The sequence below is a fragment of the Streptomyces sp. NPDC050147 genome, assembly GCF_040660195.1.
In the GTDB taxonomy this organism is placed as follows: Bacteria; Actinomycetota; Actinomycetes; order Streptomycetales; family Streptomycetaceae; genus Streptomyces.
The window spans coordinates 15,901-37,763 of record NZ_JBFALJ010000021.1 but is presented as its reverse complement, the minus strand read 5'-3'; the positions used below and the strand labels follow the sequence as shown (position 1 = coordinate 37,763).

The window sequence follows — 21,863 nt, the reverse complement described above, 5'->3', positions numbered from 1 at the left end:
TCAGCCGGGACAAAAGGGAATGCCGGCACCGCGCCGACGGTAAGGCGCGGTATGTGAGCCGAGCCCAGGAGGCCGAGTGTTCGAGGAGTTCGAAACAACGCAGATCGATGTCGGCCAGGCACGCGTCTTCGTCCGCTTCGGTGGGGACGGTCCGCCAGTGGTCTTGCTGCACGGGCATCCCCGCACGTCGGCGACATGGCACCGGGTCGCTCCGCTGCTTGTGCGAGCCGGTCACACGGTGGTCTGCCCGGACCTGCGGGGCTACGGGCGCTCCAGGGGACCGCGCTTCACGGCGGATCATGCGGGCTATTCCAAGCGTGCGGTTGCCCAAGACGTGGTGGCCGTGATGCGCCACCTCGGGCATCGCCGGTTCGCGCTCGTCGGGCATGACCGCGGAGGGAGCGTGGCGCTGCGCCTCACGCTCGACCATCCCGAGACCGTCTCCCAGGTGGTCTTCGCGGACTGCCTGCCGTTGACGGAACACTTGTCGCGGATCACCGTCGAGTTCGCCACTCAGTGGTGGCACTGGTTCTTCTTCGCACAGCCGGGCGTCCCCGAACGAGTCATCACCGCCGATCCCGACAGTTGGTACCGCGGTGACCCAGAGATGATGGGACAGGAGAACTATGACGAGTGGCGGCAGGCCACACGCAATCCTGACGTGGTTCGGGCGATGCTTGAGGACTATCGTGCCGGCCTCACCATCGACCGACAGCATGAGGAAGCCGACCGCGCCGCCGGTGCGCGCATCGCCTGCCCGACGCTGGTCCTCTGGTCGCTTCAAGACGACATGGAGGATCTGTACGGTGACCCCCGCGTGATCTGGCGCCGGTGGGCGCACAACGTCCACGGCCACGGCATCGAGTCCGGGCATCATGTCGCCGAACAGGCGCCCGAAGCGCTGGCCTCTGCACTCAGTGACTTCCTGCAGCAGGGCTCACTTCGGTAGCGACCGCTCACGGAGCACGGTCACAAAACTTAACCAGAGGGAGATGGCCGCAGCTCTGTTCACTCAGCGTGCGAACACCACACGGAGTGGACCAGAGCCCATTCCCGTGGACAAAGCCAGCGGGTCCGCAGCGCTGGCGCCGTCCTGTGGAATGGCAGAATGGCAGCCGGTGCCCGCCCCTGCCGGCGAGCTCGAGTGAGGGCGCTGGTAGAACCTCGTCATGACGTATCGATTCACTGCCCGCGCAGCCACAACAGAGATCGATCCTGACGGTTACTTCACGGAAGCCGCTCTCGCCGAGGGTGAAGATGGAAGCGGCTTCATCTTGATGTTCATGGCCGGAGAGGAAGACCCAGACGATCAAGAGGTGGCTCTGGGGATGGACACACACTGCCTGGTCACGGCCGGGCAGGGAACTGCGTACGGCTGTGTACGCGAGGCCGTTCTGACGGGCAACGTCCTTCGAATCTCGCTCAACCCTGAAGCGCTGGAAAGCCTGGGGTTGAGCGACAGCAAAATCGAGGCAGTCATCGAGGCACCTGCCAAGGACATCGCCCTGTTCCGCGAAGTCCTGGCCCGGGTGCTCGCCTACGGACGCGCGAACGCTGTGCCCACTCGTCTGGCTGTCTGAGCCGCACCCCGGCCCGTGGTGTGGGGAATTACGTGGAGGCGAAGGTGTGCGTGGGGAATCAGGGCCTGAACCAATTACGCGAGCGTCGACACAGGCGGCGTGATTCGCTCGCTGGGGAGTCGTCATCGCTGGCGTGCCGTGACGGCGGGAACGGCTGGCTCCGTTGTGTCACGCGCTGGGCACGACTTTTGCTTCACTCCTGGGGTCTTGTATCACTTCATGGGGCGCGTTCTCACTGCTCCTGTCAGGGACGCTTTCGGCATGTAGAGCCGAGGTGGCACAAGGTTGCTCGCTTCCGTAGGTCCACATCCCCCTGGCCGAGAACTGCTTCCCGACGGCGAGGCCGCCCCGCAGCCTGGTGAACCTCGCGCCGGAGCCCAAACCAGGTCCAAAGTCGATCGGCTGGCCCGCGGCGTAAGAGATCGCGCGATAGGCACTTGTGGGGGCCTCGTCGGCCCCGCACGGCTGCGCGTGGACACCGTCCGCTTCGGATGGCTCGGTTGGGGATCCTCCCTGGAGGCGGCGGCACGGTGAACATGACGCGCCTGGCAGGAAGGGCCCGCGCGCTGGAGCTCATCCCCGGCGCCGAACTCGTGGGCGCGGAGCTCGCGGAACGGTACGGCCTGATCAACCGTGCCCTGCCCGCCGCAGCACTCGATTCCTTCGTCGACACCCTCGCCCGACGGATCGCCGGCCTCCGGCCGGAGGTGATCTCCATCACGAAGGCTGCGGTCGACGCGGTCGCGCAGCCGATTCCGCGTGCGGCGTACGCCGTTGAGAACGAGGGCCTGCTCGCGGCGTTCGACGATGAGGTCACCGACCTCGCCCACAAGCTGCTCGCCGCCGGTATCCAGACCCGCGAGGGCGAACGGGACCACGAGCGCATCGCCAACAGCATCTGAGTGCCCAAGCTCTCGCCATCCGTGCGCAGAGGCTCCGTGGGAAGAGTTCCTCAGCCATTGCCGGCACGCGCGTTGTCGAGTGGTCAGTTCGATCACCCTGGTTCGCCGGGCCTGTCATTGGCGGCTGATCGTGCGGGTGACGCCCGCCGCGATCGTCGTCGCGAGGACCCATCCCGCGATGATCAGGGCGTAGGCCAGCGATTGGAGTCCCGTGCTGGTCGGCGTATAGGCATGTTCCTGGCCGAAGTCGATGATCGGCAGCAGAAGGTCGAGTGTGTAGAAGAACGCGTGGAAGGTCGGGGCCTCGTCCGGTTTCAGGGCGCGGGGGCGCTCGGCCGTGTAGGCGAGTGTGCCGATCAGCAGGAGTGAGAACAGCCAGGAGGCCGCGCGGACGGGGCGGAAGCCGTAGCCGACCGTAGCGTCCTGGACGTAGCCCCACAGGCGGGCGTAGGGCGACAGAGTTGCGCGGTGCCGACGCTGTTTGGCGAGTTGGACCGTTCGGGCCGCGTCGTCGTCGCCGATGCGGCGGTAGGCGGCGGTGAGTTGTTCGTACGAGAACGGGACGTGGCCGTCTTTGTCCCTGCGCAGTAGCGCGAGTCGGCGTTCGGCCGGCTCGTGCGGGGCGAGTGTGGTGTAGGCCAGGCCGTCGAGCCGGACCTCGTCGGGCCACGTCTCCGAGGCGATGTGGAGCAGATCCAGTTGGGAGCGGCGCAGTGAGACCATGCCCTGGATGGGCCGCGCCTCGCGGAACCAGAGTTCACCGGCGACCAGGCTGCTGGCTCGCAGAGTGACACCGCCCGGGTGGGAGAGCGTTGCGTAGGCAAAATTGAGCTGGCCTGGTATGCGCGCACCGCGCAGATTGATCCGGCCGTTCGAGACGAGCCGCGTCGCGTTCAGATCCGCGCCGACGCTGAGCGTCGAGGCATGCAAGGTGGTGTCAGTGGGGTTGTCGAGCCGCGAGTCGCTGAGGCCGAGCGTGCCCGCGATCGTCGCTCCCTTGAGGCAGAGTTCGCCGTTCGCCGTCATGTGCCGGGCATTGAGGTCGGAGCCAACCGTCAGACCAGTGCCGCGTAGGGCCACGCCCGTGGGGCAGTTGAGCTGCGCCCCGTCGAGGTCGAGGGCGCCCGCGATGCTCGCGCCGTGCAGACGGAGCGTGCCGTGCACGGTCAGGCCGCGTGCCGAGAGATGGTCCTCGACCACGACGCCGTTGAGCTGCAGGACGTCCTCGCGACGCCGGTTCGGGACAGGTGGTATGGGCGGGACAAAGACGTCGTCGGGCGGCGGCGCGGAGGTCGAGTCGGCCCCCTGAGCCGGTTCGCCGATGTGGGCACGGTCCAGGAACAGCGCCCCCGTGATCCGTGCCCCGGCCAGGCGTACGGGGCCTCGCACCCGGCACAGCGTCAAGCGCAGTGAGTCGTCGAGTCTGAGCGCCGTGGCATGCAACGACGGCAGGACGGAGACGCCGAGACTGAGGTGGCGTAGCTGGGCGCCGTACAGGTCGACTTCTTCCTCGAAGTAGCAGGCCCACAGGTGGACGGGGCAGTCGACGGCCGCGTACTGGAGGTCGAGCCGGCCCGTGATCCGGGCTCCCGCCACCTTGAGGACGGCGGTCTCGCCCGTTGTGCGGGGCCCGTTGAGCAGCAGTGTGCGCAACACCGTGGCGCGCAGCGTGCGTTCGGGCCCCCAGGTGTTCCCGGCCGTGGCCTCCTCGTCGGGGGTCGTACGGAAGTTGACCTCGGTCCCGCGCGGAAACGCCTGCCAGACCCGCAGTTCGGCCGGGGTCAGCTCATCGATCTCCATCGCGCGACTGTGGCTACGCGGGTCGGTCTTTGTCAACGGGCTCGCGGGACGACCGCGATCAACAGAGCTGTCCCGGCCATCAGCACGCTTCCGCGAAAGCCATGTCAGTTGAACACTGAGGCCCGGTGTCCACAACCAACGTGCCACCGCATCAGGTCAGCGGCTTGCCATCTGACAGATGCACTTCGGGCGGGCCCGGAGCCGTCTCAAGGCTGTTCTCCTGCTGTCCTCTTACCGTCGCTTCGTTGTGCGGCGCCAGCCGAACGGGCCCGGCAGGTCCATCGACGTGGTGCGCCGACCGGCGCTGCTGTGGGTGCGGCGGGGGCCGTGGCGGCCGCCTGTGGTGAGGGACCACGAGCGCTTGTTGATGTTCAGCTGTATGCCGGGAAGTATCCGGAAGCTCTTGCGGAACGTGAGCGGCATGGAACCTTCCTGATGCCTGTCTCCGGGTGCCCGGAGGCGGCCGCCCCCCCACGTACGCGGCGGCCCCCGTGTCCATGCCCCCAGTTCATCGCTCAGGGCAACCCCCCTCACACGGTCCAGTTGGGGGATGTGGCTGCCGGGGGAGACTGGCCAAGATCACCCGCATGACGAAACCCAAGCACACGGCCCCCTGCTCGCGGCCGCCGCCGTCCTCTGCGGCCGGGCGAAGCGGGCGGAACGTCAGCCGGCAGCCAGGAACGAAGCGGTGCGTCCGGCGAGATCGACGGCGGAGCGGATGTCGCGGGCAGGGAAGCGGCGCAGATCGCGTCGTATGTCCGTGACGGCCTTGCGGGGCGCGCGGGGTGCACGCCGGTCACGTCATGTGGTCCATGGACCTGTTCCAGGTGGTGCAGGCTTGCTCGCCGGTTCGTGCTCGCCGGTTCGTGCTCGCCGGTTCGTGTTCGCCGGTTCGTGCTCGCCGAACTCGCCGGCGACACCCTGGACATCATCTCCGTCCCGAATCCGGCCGAACTGCGCTCAACCCGGACGTGGAACGCATACGTGGCCACGCCCCTTCGCTGCCTGGGTCGCCCGGAACACCGCCGCTTTCCGCTGAGACACCTCAGCTTCAGCGGGTCGTGCGGCGGGGCAGCACCAGCACGGTGCGCTTCCGGCGGGCGATCATGCTGCTGGCTTCGGCGGGCGGGAACAGCGTGGGTGATCGCGAAGCTCGTACAGGCGGACGCGGACACTGTCCGGGATGTGGTCCACCGCTTCAACGAAATCGGGCTGGCCTGCCTGGATCCTCAGTGGGTGGGGGCCGTTCCCGCCTGCTCGTCGTTGACGACGAGGAGTTCGTCATCCAGACGGCCATCACCCGCGCCCGCAAGCTCGGTCAGCCGTTTACCCGCTGGTCGATCCGCAAACTCTCCGACGCTGGCGCCACCAGAACGCCCGCCACCCCGACGCCCTAGCCGCCCAGCGACGCGAACGCGCCCGCATCCGCATCCGCATCCGCAGCGAGAAAGACGTCGGCTGTGGCGGACGGCCCCTCGCCGAAGCCCAGGGCAACCCGTGGAACACTCGCGGACTCAGCCCTGATCGAGCGGGTTCGACATGGTCCGTTTCGCCCATCCTGCCGCTACCAACTCCGCCGCCGCGCATCCTGGCTTGCGCTCCGCCTGACCCTGGAACAGGTGCACGAAGGACTTGGCAAAGCCCAGTCGGGGGTACGCCTCGACGAGCGCGTCTCTGAACGACGCGTCGAAGGCCTCCATCCCTGCCCCGGAGACATCCGCGCTGGTCCCCACCTGCAACAGCCGACTCTCCACGTCTACTTCCGGCGCAACATCGCCCCGCATATGGAGCACGATCAGCTCAGCTGCCCGATCGCGTCTCTCAGTCGGCCAGCCGAGACCGGCCGTGAAGACCCGGGCCAGGTGGCCACCAGCCTCTTCAAACGACAGCGTGTGGCTGTCGAAGGGCGGAGTGAGAGCCAAGTCGTGCAGCAATGCCGAGACGAAGAACAGCTCCCGGTCGAAGTCGAGGCCACGTGTCTCCGCCCAGGCCGCGCCGAAGAAGTACGACCGCACAGAGTGGTGGTACAGCGCGTCGTCAGCGTATTCCTCACATACCAGTCGCGCAGCCTCTGCCGCCCGCCCCACAGGTACGCGCACTCCTGCAACCTCGGTCAACATCTGCCTGCCCCCCCTTGCAATCGAACACCGTTTCGCGATCCGCAGCTTAGCCGGATCTGAGCTCCCACCGCGGTGAAGGTTCCCGGTAACAGCACACCTAGGCCGATCGGTGAACCGGCCGGCGCTCCGGCCCATGGCACGCTCGCGAAGGCGATGGCCAGCAGGTGGTGAGGGCGGCGGCCCCGTGCGGCCGACCGCAGCGCCAGTACGGCCATAGCGGGGGCGAGTTGGCCGATCATGCCAAGGCCGGGCGTATTCACTGCGGACAGCGCGGCCGCGCCAAGGCGGGCAGCCAGGTGAGCGTGGCGAAGGTCAGGGCCAGGCGCCGGTCGGTCCTCGCCGGCTCGACGGCTCCCGGCATCAGCACCATGGCTTTGTAGGTCAGTTTTGGGTTCTGGCACAGATCTTGGGGAGCCGTCGCGGAGGGTGGCGGCATTGTTCGACGGCAACAGATGGTCACGACCCTGGGCCCGATACCGTGCACCTCGACCACCACAGGCGTGACCCTTGTCCGACCCGGCACATACGCTGTCGCCACGGAACGAAGAGCCAAAGGATGGAGGCGGCATGTCGTTGACGTGGCTGGATACGGAGGGCGGCCCCTTCATCGTGGTTCCGCGCACTGCACTGCCGCACTGGTCGGGAACGGAAGGCGACTACGACCGGGCCTGCGAGGTGACGGATTTCGTCGGGGTCCTCGAACTGCCTGACGGAGCTGAGGCGCTCGTCCTCGGGGACGAACCTCTCTCCACCTCCTACCTTCCCGAGCATCGAGTCCTCGTCCGCTGGCACTACGCGGAGAGTGGGGAAGGTGTCGCCGACATCATCCGGACTGGTCTTCCCACCGCCGAGTGGAAGGAAGGACCCGTACTCAGCACCACTGGCGAGCTTGTTATGTTCGACGCCGCCTACTTCGGCACCGAGGTCGGGATGCTCACGGACAGCACCACCCTCGACCTCGCCGCCGGCCGCTACCGAGTGGACTCGGCAAGCATCGAACCGAACAACCTGACGTCCTTTCGCGTCCATCGCTTTGTCGAGCTGGACTGACCCGACGTTCGTAAAGATCCTGGGGAGTCGCTGCCGAGCGTCACTGAAGCAGGATCATTTTGCGTAGGAGTTCGAATCCGGCTCGACCGTAGAGCTGTCTCTTGATCCTTTTGATGCGGTTCACGGCGCCCTCGATGCTGCCCGAGCTCCAGTCCAGGGTGAGGCCGGCGGTCACGGCGTCGACGGCATCGATCCAGGCGGGGAGCGTGGCACCGAGGCGGTCGCTGAGTATCTCGCCGAAGTCGCGGACGTGTCCGGCAGTCGTGTCCAGTTCGGGGCAGCGGGTCAGGACGTCCTTCAGACCGGCCCGGTCCTCCTCGGTCAGGACCGTGGGGCGGCGGGTGAACCAGCCTGTCACCTGCCGTACCGTCGGCGGCCGTGGCGGTGCGGCGGACGGAGCCCCGCGCAAGGTGGCGATGTGGGCTCGGACCATGCCGTAGGTGACGGGAGCTTGCTCGGTGACCAGCTCGCCGTGGAGTCGGGTGACGCTGGTGCATCCCTCGGCGAATCGCCGTTCCAGGTAGGGCTTGTAGGGGTCCAACCTGCTGGGCCGGGGCCGGTTCTCGCGGATGGTCCCCTGCCAGCGTGCGGCGGCCGCGTACCGGAGCACGGTGTTGAGACCCAAGCCCAGGTGCCGGGCGATCGCCCGGCGTGAGTGACCCTGGACGAGCATCTCGTGGACCAGGGCGTGTGCGGCCTTCTTGCGCTCGGCCCGCCGGCCGATGGGCTCCGCGTCGTTCTGCGGCTGGCCGGAAGCCGTCCGGGCGTCCTGCGGCAGCATGCCGCTGGGCGTCGGGTTGCGCAGGCAGTCGCGGTGAGCGGCGACGCACGTCTCAACGGCCCGGCCCAGGCCCTGCCACAGATGGAACCGGTCAGCAACCTGCAGAGCATCGGGAGCGCCGCGCCGGGCGCCCTCGGCGTAGGCGCCCGCCCGGCCCCGGCAGATGATCTCCACGCCGGGGTGACGGATCAGCCAGGCGGCCAGCGGCCCCGCTTCACGCTTCGGGAGCACATCGACCACCCGGTGGTCGTCGACGCTGGTCAAAACGGTGGAGTACGTCTGGCCGCGGCGGATCGCGAAGTCGTCCACGCCCAGCACCCGCAGAGTACTGAACCACGGATCGGGCAGTGCCATGACCTTGCGTAACAACGTCATCCGTCCCGCACCGAAGCCCAGCTGGGCCGCCAGCCGAGCGCCGGCCCGCCCCGCCAAGGCCAGCCCCACTCGCTCCAAGGCGTGGTTGAGCCGTGTGGTGAACCGCGCGTGCGGGGCGGCCAGCCGGGAGAACGGCTCGGCGAACGTCCGCCGCGGGCAGTCCGCCGACCCGCAGATGAAGCACCTGACCGTCAGCCGGATCACAAAGCCCTGGTCAGCCAGAGGAAGGTCCCTCAGCCTGCGCTGATATCGGTCGCGGACTCGGCCCGAGAAGCGACCGCAGCCGGGACACGCCGCCCCGGCCGTGCGGCCTCTCGCCACCACCTCGACCGTGCCGAACGCGGCCGTAACCGCCTCGACATCCACCTCGTCGATCCCGGCGAACACCAGCGAGTCCCAGAACGGTGCATCGGTCTGCGTGACCAGCACCATCACCGTCCACAGCCGACCAGGGCAGCGAACAGAATGCACCTGAGGGGGCGTCACTTCCGGGCTGTCAGGGGTCTGGGCGTACGCCGTCTCGCACGAGCCAGTCCCTCGCAATCGAACAATGCCGTCACCCTCCGCGACGGCTCCCCAAGATCTGTGCCAGAACCCAACCGTCACCTACGAAGCCAGCACCACCGCGGCCAGCATCGGCAGCAGCCAGTCGGATGCGTGCACCTGGGCGACGAGCTAGATGACGGGCAGTGCGCTGACCGCCCGGGCGAGCGGCCAGCGGCCAGCGCACGCCAGGGCTCCGGCCGCCAGCGTGGCCAGGAACACCACCAGGGCGCCAACGCCAGGGAGCGCCGCTGTGCCGGAGTCCCGTACCGCTTCGGCCGCCGCCGTGGTCAGGCGGGAGGCCGCGAGCGAGACGGCGGCCGCCAGCGCGTACGGGGCGGCGGCCAAGCCACCCCGCCAGCCCCGGACGGCCTGCCGGTCCCAGGCCATCCGCGCCGTCCGTGGCTGGCTGACGCCCTGGGCCACGCTGCAACGCTACTGGCGAGCCTGGACAACCAGGCTCCCGCCCACCGAACTCCAGGCCCTGCTCGGCATCGTCGGCACCGGCAGACCTCTTGACCTCTACCGCCCGCTCTGACAAACCACCGTTAGGGCCTGACTTCCCTCAAGAGCGCCGAACCGAGTGGTGTCAACGCATGGCGTACGGCATTGCTCTGCCGGACGCTGGAGACCAGGCCCGCGCCGCGCAGGACGGCGGCGTGCTCGCTCGCCGAGGAAAGCGAGACCCCGGCCCGGCGCGCCAGTTCGGTGGTGGTTGGGGCGCCGGAGAGCGCCTGGAGCACCGCAGCCCGGGTGGGGCCGAGCAGGGGGGCCAGGCCCTTGTACGTGCACGCAGCATCATCGGCCGACCGGGCCCGGGTCGGATAGACGAGCGTCGGCGGCAGCGCGGCGTCCGCGAGAGCGACCGGGCTGCGGGCGAAGCAGGACGGCACCAGGAGCAGCCCGCGCCCGTCCAGGTGCAGGTCACGCTCGACCGGGTAGGCCACTTCGAGCACCGGCGAGCGCCACCGCATCGCAGGGCCGTACGTCCGCAGCATCGCCTCCGCACCGCCGTGCCACAGCGCCTGCAGGCGCAGGGCGCGGTCGGTGTGCGCTCGGCCTTTGATGCGGGCCCAGTTGGGGCCGAGCGTCCTGTCGTAGTACGTCCCTACGGCGCGGGCAAGGCGGCGCAGCGCCGTGGGTTCGCCGTCCGCCAGGGAGCGGACCCAGGATGGCAGCGGGTTGCGGCCGCCCAGGACGGTGAGTTCGTCGCGCAACCGGGTGCGCGGCGTGGACATCAGCGCCTCCAGACCGTGCTCTATTCCGGCCGCCCCCGCCGCCGGCGTGAGGAAGTCCGGGAAGTACCCGCGTCGCGGTACGAGCGGCAGGAGCATCTCGAGTGGCCCCTGCCTGGCGCCGTCCCCCGGATGGCGCCAGACGGCCAGGGCCGGATCGGGGCTTTTGTCCTGCAGGCGGTGCAGACTCAGGACGGTCTCCCAGAGCGGGTCGGCTCCGTCCGAGACCCGGGTGCGGACGAGGTCCGCGACGGTGAAATGGACACGCAGCACGTTGTGTTTCCCCCGATGCCTTGAGCGGTCGCCGTTCCCCCGAACGGCCACAGGGACGACGATCTCGGTGAGACGTGTCCCTGGCAAGCCGGACGCGTCCCGCTGGGACGATGGGACGCCCGAATCCGCCCTGCCTGCTATCTTCTGCCCCTGTGGGACGGACACTGGGGCGAGCCGATGAGTGACAGTCACCAACTGGCTGACCTTCTGCAGGGGTTGAAGGAGCGCAGCGGTCGCAGTTATACCGCCCTCGCGAACCGCACAGGCCTGAGCCGCTCCTCGGTACACCGCTACTGTCAGGGCCTGACCGTGCCCGCCAGCTTCGGCGTGGTCGAGCGGATCGCGCGAGTGTGCGGGGCGGGGCAGGAAGAGCTGGACCGGTTGTACGCGGCGTGGACGCGAGCGGAAGCGCAGGCGCGGGAGGCCGAGACAGAGGCGGCGGCGGACGCGGAAGCCGCGGAACAGCCCGCCAAACCTTCCGACGCTCAAGACGCGACTCAACGCACCGCCCAGAACGCCGTTCAAGGCGACGCTCAAGGAGCTACTCAAGTTGCTGCCCAGGGGAGCCGGGCGAAGCCTCGACTGCTGGACAAGGCAGCCTGGTTCGCTGGGCCAGGTACCCGGCTGCGCTTGCGTACGCTCCTGATCGCCGTCATCGTCGCCGTTTCCGTCGTGAGCACCGTGACTCTCGACCGGCGTTCGGACTCGGATGGCGCAGGCGCAGGCGCCGGCGCTGGCGGTACGGCGAGCGGCGGTACCGCGGGCCCGCCGTCAGGCCAGCGGGTCGCCGGCCCGTACTGGGCTCTGGCGCCCAAGCCGCTCGACCGCGAGTTCTTCGGTATCACGATGAACACTGACACCGGCCTCATGCCGGACTTCGACGTCAGCGGTGTCCGCTTCTGGGAGAGCGAGACCCGCTGGTCCCAAGTCGAGCCGGAACAGGGAAAGTTCGACTGGGAGGTCCTTGAGTGTTCGGTGAGGGGCGCCGAACGCAAGCGCCTGCCCATCGTGTTCGTTTTCGGCGGCACCCCTGGCTGGGCGGCTCCCGGCGGCCCGAAGACGCCGTACCCGGACGACTCGCGCGCCGCACCACCCGACGACCTGGCCGACTGGGACCGCTTCGTCAAGGCGGTCGCCACTCGCTACCGCTCGCGGATCGGGGCGTACGAACTCTGGGACAGCGTGGGGGCCACATCTCATTATGACGGGAACATGTACACCCTGGCCGAGATGGTGCGCAGGGCTGCGCGCATCATCAAGCGTGCCGACCCGGACGCGAAGGTGGCATGCCCCTCTTTCGGCAAGCTGTGGGAGCCCGAAGGCAGGGCGCTGCTCGCAAAGTTCGTACGTACCGGCGCATACGAGTTCTGTGATGCCGCGGCACTCAAACTGCACCCGCGCCGGGCCGACGGCCCACCCGAAGAAATCATCGAACTCGCGGCCAAGGCCGAGGACGTCTTCCGCAAGAACAGCGAGGGCCAGCGGGTGTGGAACACCGGCCCGGGTGCGGAGATCGACGACGGGGCCCGACTGTCCGACCGGCGCGCCAACGACTATGCCGTGCGCTTCTATCTGGTCGGCCTCTACATCCGCAAGTCGAACGTCGACCGGATGTACTTCTACGCCTGGGGCAGTCGGAATATCCCGCTGGTCGTCCAGCTTGTGGGTGGACCGCCCACGGAGGCGGGCCGCCGCATCGGTCGGCTGCATGGCTGGCTCGCGGACAGACGGATCACATCCTGCGGAAAGGGCAGAGGCGTGGGCCTGCCGGACGGCGTCCTCGAGTGCGTCTTCCGGCGCGGTCAGGACCGTGAGGCCGATGCCGCGGAGCCCTGGATGGCGATTCGGTGGACCCAACGCGGCCGGACTGTCAGCGTGTTGAGCAAGGGGGCCGAGTTGCTGCGCCGGATGGACGGCAGTAGTGAGCGGGTGCGGCCGGGAGAGCGGGTGGAGTACGGGGAGACGCCAGTGCTCGTGGAGTACCGGGCGTGAACGGCCGGGCACCCGGCTCGTCTACTCGGATGCTGTTGGCCAATTCGGCTGCGGGTTCCGACGTCGGCCTCCTGCGGCTTTGTCTCGGGGAGGGGCCGACGTCGTGCTGGGGAGGGTCTGCGATGTCGATGTGTGCGAGGCCCGAGCGGCTTCGCCAGCACGCAGTGGCATCACGGCCGTTCGGTAGAGCGACTGCCGCCCATCCGAGTCCGGTTTTTCTCGCCGGCCGACTGCGGCACCTGCCCCCAGCTGCACGAGTGCCTCAGTTCTCCCAAGGCCCGGCACCGGGAGATCCACCTCCGCCCCCGCGATGATTACGAAGCCCTTCCTCAGGCACGGAAGCTCCAGACCACCGAGGAGTGGAAGGACCGCCACAAGATCCGTGCCGAGGTGGAAGGCGCCGTCTCCCAGGCAGTCCTGGTCTGCAGCCTGCGCAGGGCCCGCTACCGCGGCCTGCCCAGGTCCAGCCTCCAGCACCAGCTCACCGGCGCCGCTGTCCACCTCATCCGCTCGCATCCCGGCTCACCGACACACCCCGAGCCCCCCTGACGGCACTTCGCCCCGCCGCATGGCGGCGGGGCGAAACAATCAAGCCCGCATTGGCCAACAGCATCCCGTGGGCGGAGGGCCGGGCACCATGTGCCTGGCGGGCCGGTCAGGCCTTGGGGTTCCTGTGCCACTTGCCGTACTTGCAGGTGTCCGGCCCCCAGTCGGACTGACACACCACGACGCGGCCGTGGGTGACGTTGAAGTCGTCGCTGAACCTGGGGCCCTGGCGCGTCTGGCCCTTGCCCTTGCAGAGGCTGTCGCTGTTCCAGTAGTAGTTGTCCCCGTCGACGGTCTGCCCGGTGGCACGCCTGAACTGCATCCAGGCGTAGGCGCTGTATCCGTTGCAGTCCTGGTCGTTGACGTACACCTTGACCTTGCCGGTCGAGCCCGCCCCCTTCCACTTCCAGGTGGCGTGCGCGTAGGCGTACTTGGCGTTGGCCTTGGAGGACGCCTTGACGCCGCGGGCTTCCTGGCCGGAGCCGCCGTCCTGGGCGACCGCCGTCGCCATGCCGCCGGTCGCGAGCAGCGCCGCGGCCCCGATTCCCACGAGGGCCTTCCTTGCCACCAACATCTCCCTCTCCGATCTGCACCGGGCTGGTCGGGTCCGGTGCGCCCCGCTGACTCGTCCAGGGTTGCTGAGACGGGCGGGAGCGATCCAGGTGTTCCGGGTGTGCCCGAAACAGGGGGAGACTTCTCTCGGAGAACAGTCAGACACTTGGCACCAGGCCAAGCGCCTTACCGAATACGTCACTGAAGTTTCCCCTTGATCGACCCTGCTGGCCAATTCACATAGCGGTTGCGTGGGGGTTGTGGAGGCGGGCGAGGCGTGATGTCCAGGCTCCGGCCGGTGGAGTCCCGGCGAGCCAGGCGTCGGTGCGGACGAGGTTGAGAGCGGTGGCGGTGAGTACGTGCTGGAGGTGGGTGCGGGCGAGCCCGCGGTAGCGGGCTCGGTGGACGCCGCAGCGGCTGGATGCCTGGGCCATGCTGCCCTCGACGCCGGCCCTCAATGCGTAGCGTTCCTTCCACGCATCGGTGATCTGGTCTGCGCGGATGCGCCGTTGGGTCTCGAACTGTTCGCGAGTCCGGAAGGTGACCAGGATGATCGGGAGTCCGTCGCGGCTGTGGCCCTCGCGCCAGTAGCCCGGGAGCGACGGGCAGGTGCCCTGCTCGGAGCGAGAGCGCGATGGTTCGCTTCGGGCAGGGCACCGGAGGGACACGTCAGTTGCAGGCGTGGCCCCAGCCCATGTCGGGGCGCCAGGTCTTGGTGCTCGCGGTCCCGCCCTGCTTCTTCCAGGTGAACTTCGCCTGTACCTGGAAACTGTTCGTCGGCCACCTGCACGGGTTGACCGAGGAGGTGCCTGCCAGGTCTTGGGTGCGGTGCCAGCCGTCGTTGTCCTTGGCGGACTTCACCGTCAGCGTCCTGGTGCCGTTGAAGCGCAGGAGCTTCACGTCGTTGACCGCGACCGTGTAGTTGCCACCGCCGGCGGTGTCGGTGATCTTCGCCCGTGCCCGGTAGGTGTCGGCCTCGTCGTCCCACCATACGGTCGCGCAGCGCTTGACCTGCTTGCCGTAGCACTCCCAGGTGCTGTCCGCGGACGCCATGGACGGTGTGAAGACGATCGATGCGCCCACCGCTGCGACGGTGAGCCCACCAGCCGTACCGATCCGGCCGAGTTGCTTGATCCTCATGAGGTTCCCTTCCGATGTCCCGCGGCCGTTGGACGGCCGTCGGGTCTCCAGTGGCGGCGACGGGAACGCTAGCCGGAGATCCGGGGTGAACCGTGAGGCGTGCGGTGCTGTTGCGCAGCCGTGACAACGTCCGGATTCGGCTGCGGCCGCCATGGCCGTCACCGGGTGGCCCACCGAACCGTGCGGGGCGCGCGGGCAGGACCGGACGACTGGGCGACCACCCTCAAGTCCGTCAAGGAACGGCTGCGCGCCGTGCCCCGCCGCGGCCTGGGCTACCAGGCGCTCGGCCACCTCGGCTCATCCCGGCCTGAGGCCCGCGCACCCGGGCAACTGCCACTCGCGTGTACGTGCTGGACGCCGCCCTGCGTCCCGTGCCGCCCGGCGTGACCGGCGAGCTGTACGTCGCCGGGCCCGGCCTCGCCCGCGGCTGCCTGGGCCGGCCGGGGCTCACCGCCCAGCGGTTCCTGCCCGATCCGTTCGGCGCGCCGGGGGAGCGGATGTACCGCACCGGCGACTTGGTCCGCTGGACCGCCGACGGCCGTTTGCGGTTCGCCGGTCGCACCGACGATCAGGTCAAGCTGCGTGGCTTCCGGATCGAGCCCGGGGAGGTCGAGAGCGCGCTGCGGCGCAGCCCGCTGGTGCGGGACGCGGCCGTGGTTGTCCGCGCAAGGGAGGGGCCCGGCGCACCGGCCCGGCTCGTCGCCTTCCGTGCATGGTCCCGGCGCCTGGCCGAACACGTCGCCGACGGCGGCCTCGACCGCGAGCTGCCGCACCGGGAGCAGACGGCGGGCGCCGAGCCCGCCCCGGCGGACCCGGCCGCGGCAATCGGCGACGGCGGACCGGCCGCCACGGTGAGCGTGGAACTCGACGAGGACGACACCGCGGCCCTGCTGTGCTCCGCGCCCACTGCCTACCGCACCCGGGTCAACGACGTGCTGCTCGCCGCGCTCGCCCTGTCACTGGCCCGCTGGACCGGCCACGACCGGGTCCGCCTGGACCTGGAGGGCCACGGTCGGGAGGACCTGCTCGACGGCGTCGACCTCTCGCACACCGTCGGCTGGTTCACCACCGTCTATCCGGTCGCCGTCCAGGTGCCCGACCACGGCGGCCTCGGCCCGGACCGCGACTGGCGGTCCCTGGTGAAGTCGGTCCGCCGCCAGCTGCGCGCCGTGCCCGGCAACGGCAACGGCATCGGCTACGGCGCCCTGCGCACCTTCGGCCCGCCCGAGGCCCGTGAACGCCTCGGTGACCGGGCCCACAGCCAGGTGGTGTTCAACTACCTCGGCCAGTGGGACGCGCGTCCCGAGACGGGGGGCGGCGGCCTGGTCCGCGCCGAACACGGCTCCTTCGGACAGGACCACGACCCACGCGATCCCGGCTCGCACCCGGTGGAGGTGGTGGGCGCGGTGGCACCGTCGCGCACGCCTCGGTGCGCAATCTGGCCCGCCCCGACCAGCTCACCGTGGCTGTTGAACACGGTGCTGGCGCCGGGGAGGTCGCGGGGGGAGAGCGGCTACGAGCTCAAGGACGCTGTGGCGGGTCGCCGTGTGCGGCTACAGCAGGCTGCGGTCCGTGCTGCTGCGGCGGGCGGGCCGAAGGGGTCAGCCCGTGACGGCGTGCGGGTCCGGCTGGTGTGTCGTACCGGTGCGGCGGGAGCGTAAGGCCAGGGCCCGTAGGACCAGTTCCATGGCGAAGCGGTGGTCCGGCGATGCCAGCAGGTCGCCGAAGGCCTTCTCCAGGTTGCGCAGCCGGTAGCGGACCGTCTGCGGGTGCAGATGGAGCAGCTCGGCCATCTGCACGGCGTTGCCCCGGGTGTCGAGCCACGCCCGCAGGGTGTCGATGAGGCGCTCGCGCTGATTCGCGGTGAGACCGGCCAGGGGGCCCAGTTGCTGCTTGGCGAGCGCTGTGATCAGGCCGGGGTCCGCATAGAGGGCGAGGGATACCAGATGGTCCTCGCAGTGGATGTACGGGGCGCTGTCCAGGATGCCCGCCTCGGCGAGGCTCAGGGCTCTTCGGGCCCAGCGCAGGGACTCCGCCGCGTCTCCGAGCGGCACGGTCAGACCGACGGCCGCGCGGATGGTGTGCGGGGCCGCGTCCATGAAGGCGCGGCGGTGTTCGTCGACGGCGCCCGGTATCAGGGCGTGCGGATGCGGGGAGCCCAGCTCGACCAGGACGTCCTCGGAGATGGCCCCCCGGTCCGGTCGTGCGTCCGCGCTGAAAGCGATGGGTGTCACTTCGTCGGGCAGCTGCCACTTGGCACGCTCGGCGAGTTCGACCAGGGTCGGCCTGGGGACGGCCACATCGGAGAGCAGATGCTCCAGGAGTCGCCGGCGCTGGATGTCCTGGCCCTGCTCCATCTCCGTCTGGGCCTCCTGATACCCCTCACGGGAGACCTCGATCAGGTCGTCCACGTAGGCGAGCAGGGCGTCGGCGAAGGAGAGCATCAGGCCGGCCGGCAGGTTGAGCCGTCGCAGCATGCCCTTGGCCCGGTTGAGGGCGAGCCGGGCGCCGAGCCGGAAGATCGCCTGCATGGTGTCCAGGCTGCGGCCCTCGTAGGCCTCGAAGCGGCCGAACATGCGGCACACCTTGTCGCGTTGGACGGTGGAGGCATCCGGGGCGGCGACCTGATCCACGAAGTTCGTCAGATTGTGCTCGACGATGAGATGCACGGCCCGGGAATAGGGACCGTCGAGGACTTCTGCGTACTCGGGGTAGGAGCGGCGGATCTCATCGATGACTTCCTGGATGAGTCCGGGTAGTTCGGGCCGCATGATGGTGGCGAACTCACGTGGCAGAGCAGGCGCCGGATGTCCGGTATCTCCCGCCTTTGCTACAGTTGCCATGGAACTCCCCTTACTCCGCGCGTGATCAGAACCGCTGATCGGTAGTGGTGAGAGGCAGGACCGGTCCAGGGCGACCTCGGTGGTCGCCGGCTGGCGGCGGGTCATATTCGTTCTTGGCGCTGCGGAATCCTTGGCACGGTAGACCATGGACAGTTGGTGTGCACCTGGCTCACCACTCTCATTCGGACAACTCTGTTCCGTTGGCAACGTGTTCAGGGCGCCCTGTTCAGGCGCTGTCCGTCAAGGGTCAGGGAGCAGATTGCTCACCGCAGGATGAACATCCCGCACATTTTATTGCTCCGATGACAAAGGCGGGCGGGAGCCTGCCCGTGGGGCCGCACGGAGAGAGCGGCATCCGGTTTTCGTCAAGGGGCTGGGCGCTCGTTGCTCACTTGTGTATGAAGCCGCTCCAGGAATTACCGCCCGTGGGACAAGTAATCGTCCGCCGGCTTTGAGTTCGGGAGCGTTTCCAATTCGGCAGTTGCGCCCCTCAGTTACCCGTGCGTAGGGTCCGGATCGCAAGCTGAGCAGGAAGTAGGAAGTTGACCAGAAGTAGCAAGGTGGCCTGGAAGTAGAACGGGCTTATCGGAAGGCATTAACCGGCACCCGCTTTCGGTCCTGCGGAGTGCGGATCTCTTTCCGCGTTGGTGGTCCCGGCCCCCCTCGGATCACGCCAGGACCCCTCCATCGGACCCCGCGGCGGCCCCCGCCGCGGGGTCCGCCCCCTGATTGGAGAGCAGCGATGAGAGGCGCCCTGAGCAGCCCGCGCACGGCGCGACTGGCGGCCGTGACCGCGGCGGTGTGCGTGCTCGGTCTGCTGTCCGGGCCGGGCTCTGCGGCGCGGGACCAACAAGAGGCCCGGCTCACGGCCGCGTACGACTGTTCACTTCCCTTCAACGCACAGCGGGTCCCCTCCGGCGGCCGGCGAAGTCCCGGCCGTACGCAGCCGATCGAGGTCGCCCTCGACGCGGAGTTCCCCGAGCGCGGCGCGGTGGGCAAGCCGATCCGGCCCGCGGGCGTGACCGTACGGGCGAACCTGCCGCGGGCCGTGGTGGCACAACTGCTGCCAGCGGGTACCAAGTCGGTCTTCGGCACGGCCACGCTGGCCACGGCGGTCACGCAGGGGCGGGAGCGGGCGCGAGCCGAGTGGGCGGGGCTGGCCGCGGGCGCGGTGGCGCTGCCCGCGGAGGGGGCCGTCGAGTTCGGCTTCAGTGGTGACGTACCGCATGTGACTGTCGGCTTAGAGGGCGAAGTTGCCTTCACAGCTAGGGAGTTGGGCTTAGAACTTGCTGTCGAAAGCCCCCCGAACACGGCCACGGAAAGGGGGGAGAGGACAGGAACGGGCGCGGACACGGGAGCGGTGATGGGCACGAAACCCCCCGAGCCCATCACGCTGACCTGCACCCCGCACCGCGACGCCGACTTGCTCATCGCCACCGTCCCCGTCGAGGCCCCCGCCACCGAAACCCCCGACGCGCCGCCCACCGATCCCACGGACTCGGGCGCCCACCCCCCGAAAGGCATCGACGCCGGACCTCGGCCCCGCGCCGCCACGGATCAGTGCCCGGCGGACCCCCCGAAGGGCGAGCTCGACCCGAAGCGTCTGCCCCCGGTGCCGCCGGGCGGTGAAGTCACCAAGGGCGAACCGACCTCGGCGTGCGCGGTACCGGTGGGCTTCGCGACCATGCGCAAGCTGAAGGGCTCGGCGATCATCAACGACCCGCGCAATCCCCGGGTCGGCCTGATGCGTCTGGGGATGCTCATGCGTCATGTGTCCGCACCCGATTACAACGAGTACGACCATCTCGGGATCATGCAACTACCTGACACCGAGGGCACGTTCCTCACCTTCGGCTTCCAGCCGATCACCGCCAAGGTGCGCTTCGAGGCGCAGCCCGCGACCGTGGTGAACATCATCAGGCCGGGCAGGTCGCCGGTCACCAGGGCCGGTTACTGGCAGCATCTGCGCCTCTACGACGTACGGGTCAACGGCGTGCCCCTCGACGTCGGGCCCAGGTGCCGTACCTCACGCCCCGTCGACACCCAGCTCACCGGCAACTATCCGGTCACCAGCGGCGGGCTCCTGCAGGGCACGCTCGACATCCCGCCCTTCTCGGGCTGCGGGGCCAACGGTGAGGACTTGGACCCCCTGCTCACGGCGACGGTCTCCGGGCCCGGCAACCCCTTGAAGATCCGGCAGGGCCCCATCTGCACCGGATCGTCTTGCAAGGCGCCTCCCCTGCCCGAACTCTGATCCGCGAGCCGCGCACACAAGCCGAACCAGCCGAACCAGCCGAACTCTGAGCCAAGGAGGTGCGATGGGAGTCGAAGTGGTCGTCGAGGGGCTGACCAAGTCGTTCGGAAAGCAGAACATCTGGCAGCACGTGACGCTCACCCTGCCGCGCGGTGAGATCAGCGTGATGCTCGGCCCGTCCGGCACCGGCAAGACGGTCTTCCTGAAGTCGATCGTCGGCCTGATCCGCCCCGAGCAGGGGCACGTCCTCATCGACGGCGTGGACATGGTCAACAGCCGCGAACGGGACGTGTACGAAGCGCGGAAGCTGTTCGGCCTGATGTTCCAGGACGGTGCGCTCTTCGGCTCGCTCAGCCTCTTCGACAATGTCGCGTTCCCGCTGCGAGAACACACCCGCAAGAAGGAGTCGGAAATCCGTCGCATCGTCATGGAGCGGCTCGACCTGGTGGGCCTGGCCGGCGCCGAGAACAAGCTGCCGGGCGAGATATCCGGAGGCATGCGCAAGCGGGTCGGGCTGGCCCGGGCCCTGGTGCTCGACCCGCAGATCATTCTCTGCGACGAGCCGGATTCGGGGCTCGATCCGGTCCGTACGTCGTATCTTTCGCAGCTGCTCATCGACATCAACGCGGAAATCGACGCGACCATGCTCATCGTCACCCACAACCTCGATATCGCGGCGAGTGTCCCGGACAACATGGGGATGCTGTTCCGCCGCAACCTTGTGATGTTCGGCCCGCGTGAGGTGCTGCTGACCAGCGATGAACCGGTGGTCGAGCAGTTCTTGAACGCCCGTCGAGCAGGTCCCATCGGCATGTCCGAGGAGAAGGACCAGGCCACCTTGGACCTGGAGGCCTCCCACGGGATCGTCGCCGGGCCCGCGACGGAGCGGACCATCGTGCCGCAGCTGGCGCCCACCCCAGGGCTGCCGGAGCGCAAGGCGGTGCGGCGGCGTCAGGAGCGGGTCCAGGGCATGCTGCACGAACTGCCGCCCGTGGCCCGCCGCGCCATCGAGGCGAGTCTCCAAGGAAGCGAAGCGCCCCCGCTGGTCGCGTCCCGGGTGAGCCGGGGAGTGCACACATGACCGCACCACCCGTCCCACGTCAGCCTCTGCCGGGCCTGGGTGTCCTGCGCGAGATCGGCCATATGTTCGCGCTCGCGGTGAGTGTGCTGCGCCTGATCTTCAAACGGCCCTTCCAGTGGCGGGAGTTCATCGAGCAGTTCTGGTTCATCGCGAGCGTCACGATCCTGCCCGCGATGCTGGTGACGATTCCGTTCGGAGCGGTAATCGCCCTCCAAGTCGGCTCCCTGATCGAGCAGTTCGGCGCGCAGTCCTTCACCGGAGGCGCCAGCGTCCTTGTGATCATCCAGCAGGCCAGCCCGCTGATCGTGTCGCTGCTCATTTCGGGCATCGCCGGCTCCGCGATCTGCGCGGACCTCGCCTCGCGCACCATCCGCGAGGAGCTGGACGCCATGCGCGTCATGGGCGTCTCGCCCGTCCAGCGCCTCGTCGTGCCCCGGGTGCTCGCCGTGATGCTGGTGGGGCTGCTCCTCAACGGCCTGGTCTCCGTGGTCGGCACCCTCGGCGGCTATTTCTTCAACGTCGTGATGCAGAACGGAACTCCGGGCGCGTACGTCGCCAGCTTCTCGGCCCTTGCCCAGCTGCCCGACCTCTACATCAGCGAGCTGAAAGCGCTGATCTTCGGCTTCATCGCCGGTGTCGTCGCCGCGTACCGCGGACTGAATCCGAAGGGCGGACCGAAGGGCGTGGGCGATGTGGTGAACCAGTCCGTCGTCTTCACCTTCCTCATCCTCTTCTTCGTCAACATGGTCATGACGGGCATCTATCTGCAGCTCGTTCCCCCGAAGGGGCTGTGAAC

20 protein-coding genes and 2 pseudogenes are annotated in these 21,863 nt (G+C 68.8%); 11 read left to right on the top strand and 11 right to left on the bottom strand.

Translation table 11 applies throughout. The annotated features are described in order from the left end of the window. The first annotated feature begins 76 nt into the window (after positions 1 to 76). The 3 genes from AB0I94_RS28195 to AB0I94_RS28185 all read left to right on the top strand — a co-directional run bounded on the left by AB0I94_RS28195 (position 77) and on the right by AB0I94_RS28185 (position 2,482). Positions 77 to 949 (top strand): alpha/beta hydrolase, encoded by an 873-nt coding sequence (locus tag AB0I94_RS28195; protein ID WP_363312507.1) that lies wholly within the window; start codon positions 77 to 79, stop codon positions 947 to 949. 220 nt (positions 950 to 1,169) lie between these two features. After that, positions 1,170 to 1,580, top strand: a complete 411-nt coding sequence (locus tag AB0I94_RS28190) for an Imm10 family immunity protein (protein ID WP_363312506.1) — start codon at positions 1,170 to 1,172, stop codon at positions 1,578 to 1,580. A 491-nt stretch (positions 1,581 to 2,071) separates the two neighbouring features. Further along, positions 2,072 to 2,482: an enoyl-CoA hydratase-related protein gene (locus AB0I94_RS28185; RefSeq protein WP_363312505.1), complete on the top strand. Its 411-nt coding sequence runs from the start codon at positions 2,072 to 2,074 to the stop codon at positions 2,480 to 2,482. Positions 2,483 to 2,596: 114 nt separating this feature from the next. Here the strand turns inward: AB0I94_RS28185 and AB0I94_RS28180 are convergent, their stop codons facing one another. Together AB0I94_RS28180 and AB0I94_RS28175 are read right to left on the bottom strand one after the other, a co-directional pair. After that, positions 2,597 to 4,282 carry a membrane-associated oxidoreductase gene (locus tag AB0I94_RS28180; protein ID WP_363312504.1) on the bottom strand — a complete coding sequence of 562 codons (1,686 nt, stop codon included), beginning with the start codon at positions 4,280 to 4,282 and terminating at the stop codon, positions 2,597 to 2,599. Between the two features lie 231 nt (positions 4,283 to 4,513). After that, on the bottom strand, positions 4,514 to 4,705 hold the full coding sequence (locus AB0I94_RS28175) for a DUF4236 domain-containing protein (RefSeq protein ID WP_363312503.1): 192 nt from the start codon (positions 4,703 to 4,705) through the stop codon (positions 4,514 to 4,516). A 683-nt stretch (positions 4,706 to 5,388) separates the two neighbouring features. Here AB0I94_RS28175 and AB0I94_RS28170 point away from each other — a divergent pair. Then, positions 5,389 to 5,634: pseudogene (locus AB0I94_RS28170) on the top strand (helix-turn-helix domain-containing protein); the annotation flags it as partial. Between the two features lie 162 nt (positions 5,635 to 5,796). On the opposite strand, the gene AB0I94_RS28165 reads toward AB0I94_RS28170, so the two are convergent. Beyond that, on the bottom strand, positions 5,797 to 6,402 hold the full coding sequence (locus tag AB0I94_RS28165; RefSeq protein ID WP_363312502.1) for an HD domain-containing protein: 606 nt from the start codon (positions 6,400 to 6,402) through the stop codon (positions 5,797 to 5,799). A gap of 256 nt (positions 6,403 to 6,658) precedes the next feature. After that, positions 6,659 to 6,838, bottom strand: a complete 180-nt coding sequence (locus AB0I94_RS28160; protein ID WP_363312501.1) for a hypothetical protein — start codon at positions 6,836 to 6,838, stop codon at positions 6,659 to 6,661. 131 nt (positions 6,839 to 6,969) lie between these two features. On the opposite strand from AB0I94_RS28160, the gene AB0I94_RS28155 reads away from it, so the two are divergent. Then, a complete protein-coding gene (locus AB0I94_RS28155; protein WP_363312500.1) occupies positions 6,970 to 7,452 on the top strand; it encodes an Imm21 family immunity protein in 483 nt (160 codons plus the stop codon). A 40-nt stretch (positions 7,453 to 7,492) separates the two neighbouring features. Here the strand turns inward: AB0I94_RS28155 and AB0I94_RS28150 are convergent, their stop codons facing one another. The 3 genes from AB0I94_RS28150 to AB0I94_RS28140 form a co-directional block, all read right to left on the bottom strand. After that, positions 7,493 to 9,040, bottom strand: coding sequence for an ISL3 family transposase (locus tag AB0I94_RS28150; RefSeq protein WP_363312614.1), 1,548 nt, complete (start codon positions 9,038 to 9,040; stop codon positions 7,493 to 7,495). Positions 9,041 to 9,283: 243 nt separating this feature from the next. Next, positions 9,284 to 9,577 carry a hypothetical protein gene (locus AB0I94_RS28145; RefSeq protein WP_363312499.1) on the bottom strand — a complete coding sequence of 98 codons (294 nt, stop codon included), beginning with the start codon at positions 9,575 to 9,577 and terminating at the stop codon, positions 9,284 to 9,286. Positions 9,578 to 9,699: 122 nt separating this feature from the next. Then, positions 9,700 to 10,659 carry a winged helix-turn-helix domain-containing protein gene (locus AB0I94_RS28140; protein WP_363312498.1) on the bottom strand — a complete coding sequence of 320 codons (960 nt, stop codon included), beginning with the start codon at positions 10,657 to 10,659 and terminating at the stop codon, positions 9,700 to 9,702. Positions 10,660 to 10,836: 177 nt separating this feature from the next. Here AB0I94_RS28140 and AB0I94_RS28135 point away from each other — a divergent pair, with 177 nt between their 5' ends. Both AB0I94_RS28135 and AB0I94_RS28130 read left to right on the top strand, forming a co-directional pair. Next, positions 10,837 to 12,651 (top strand): helix-turn-helix domain-containing protein, encoded by a 1,815-nt coding sequence (locus AB0I94_RS28135; RefSeq protein ID WP_363312497.1) that lies wholly within the window; start codon positions 10,837 to 10,839, stop codon positions 12,649 to 12,651. Positions 12,652 to 12,783: 132 nt separating this feature from the next. Continuing rightward, positions 12,784 to 13,200: a transposase gene (locus AB0I94_RS28130; RefSeq protein WP_363312495.1), complete on the top strand. Its 417-nt coding sequence runs from the start codon at positions 12,784 to 12,786 to the stop codon at positions 13,198 to 13,200. 106 nt (positions 13,201 to 13,306) lie between these two features. On the opposite strand, the gene AB0I94_RS28125 is transcribed toward AB0I94_RS28130, so the two are convergent. From AB0I94_RS28125 to AB0I94_RS28115, 3 genes and pseudogenes are all read right to left on the bottom strand, one after another. Beyond that, complete coding sequence (locus AB0I94_RS28125) at positions 13,307 to 13,747, bottom strand: hypothetical protein (RefSeq protein ID WP_363312494.1); 441 nt, start codon at positions 13,745 to 13,747, stop codon at positions 13,307 to 13,309. A gap of 238 nt (positions 13,748 to 13,985) precedes the next feature. After that, positions 13,986 to 14,285: pseudogene (locus tag AB0I94_RS28120) on the bottom strand (transposase); the annotation flags it as partial. 133 nt (positions 14,286 to 14,418) lie between these two features. Continuing rightward, the gene (locus tag AB0I94_RS28115; RefSeq protein WP_363312493.1) at positions 14,419 to 14,889 is read right to left on the bottom strand and encodes a hypothetical protein; all 471 of its coding nucleotides are present in this window, start codon (positions 14,887 to 14,889) and stop codon (positions 14,419 to 14,421) included. A gap of 341 nt (positions 14,890 to 15,230) precedes the next feature. Here AB0I94_RS28115 and AB0I94_RS28110 point away from each other — a divergent pair, with 341 nt between their 5' ends. After that, positions 15,231 to 16,550, top strand: a complete 1,320-nt coding sequence (locus AB0I94_RS28110) for a condensation domain-containing protein (protein WP_363312492.1) — start codon at positions 15,231 to 15,233, stop codon at positions 16,548 to 16,550. Here AB0I94_RS28110 and AB0I94_RS28105 read toward each other — a convergent pair. Continuing rightward, entirely contained in the window at positions 16,491 to 17,732 is a 1,242-nt protein-coding gene (locus AB0I94_RS28105; RefSeq protein ID WP_363312490.1) for a helix-turn-helix domain-containing protein, read from the bottom strand. The two genes, AB0I94_RS28110 and AB0I94_RS28105, sit on opposite strands and share 60 nt — an antisense overlap. A gap of 742 nt (positions 17,733 to 18,474) precedes the next feature. Here AB0I94_RS28105 and AB0I94_RS28100 point away from each other — a divergent pair. The 3 genes from AB0I94_RS28100 to AB0I94_RS28090 all read left to right on the top strand — a co-directional run bounded on the left by AB0I94_RS28100 (position 18,475) and on the right by AB0I94_RS28090 (position 21,861). Beyond that, a complete protein-coding gene (locus AB0I94_RS28100; protein ID WP_363312489.1) occupies positions 18,475 to 19,986 on the top strand; it encodes a DUF6801 domain-containing protein in 1,512 nt (503 codons plus the stop codon). A 64-nt stretch (positions 19,987 to 20,050) separates the two neighbouring features. Continuing rightward, entirely contained in the window at positions 20,051 to 21,067 is a 1,017-nt protein-coding gene (locus AB0I94_RS28095; protein WP_363312488.1) for an ATP-binding cassette domain-containing protein, read from the top strand. Further along, positions 21,064 to 21,861 (top strand): ABC transporter permease, encoded by a 798-nt coding sequence (locus tag AB0I94_RS28090; RefSeq protein WP_363312487.1) that lies wholly within the window; start codon positions 21,064 to 21,066, stop codon positions 21,859 to 21,861. The genes AB0I94_RS28095 and AB0I94_RS28090 overlap by 4 nt, the downstream gene beginning before the upstream one ends. The last annotated feature ends 2 nt before the right edge of the window (positions 21,862 to 21,863 follow it).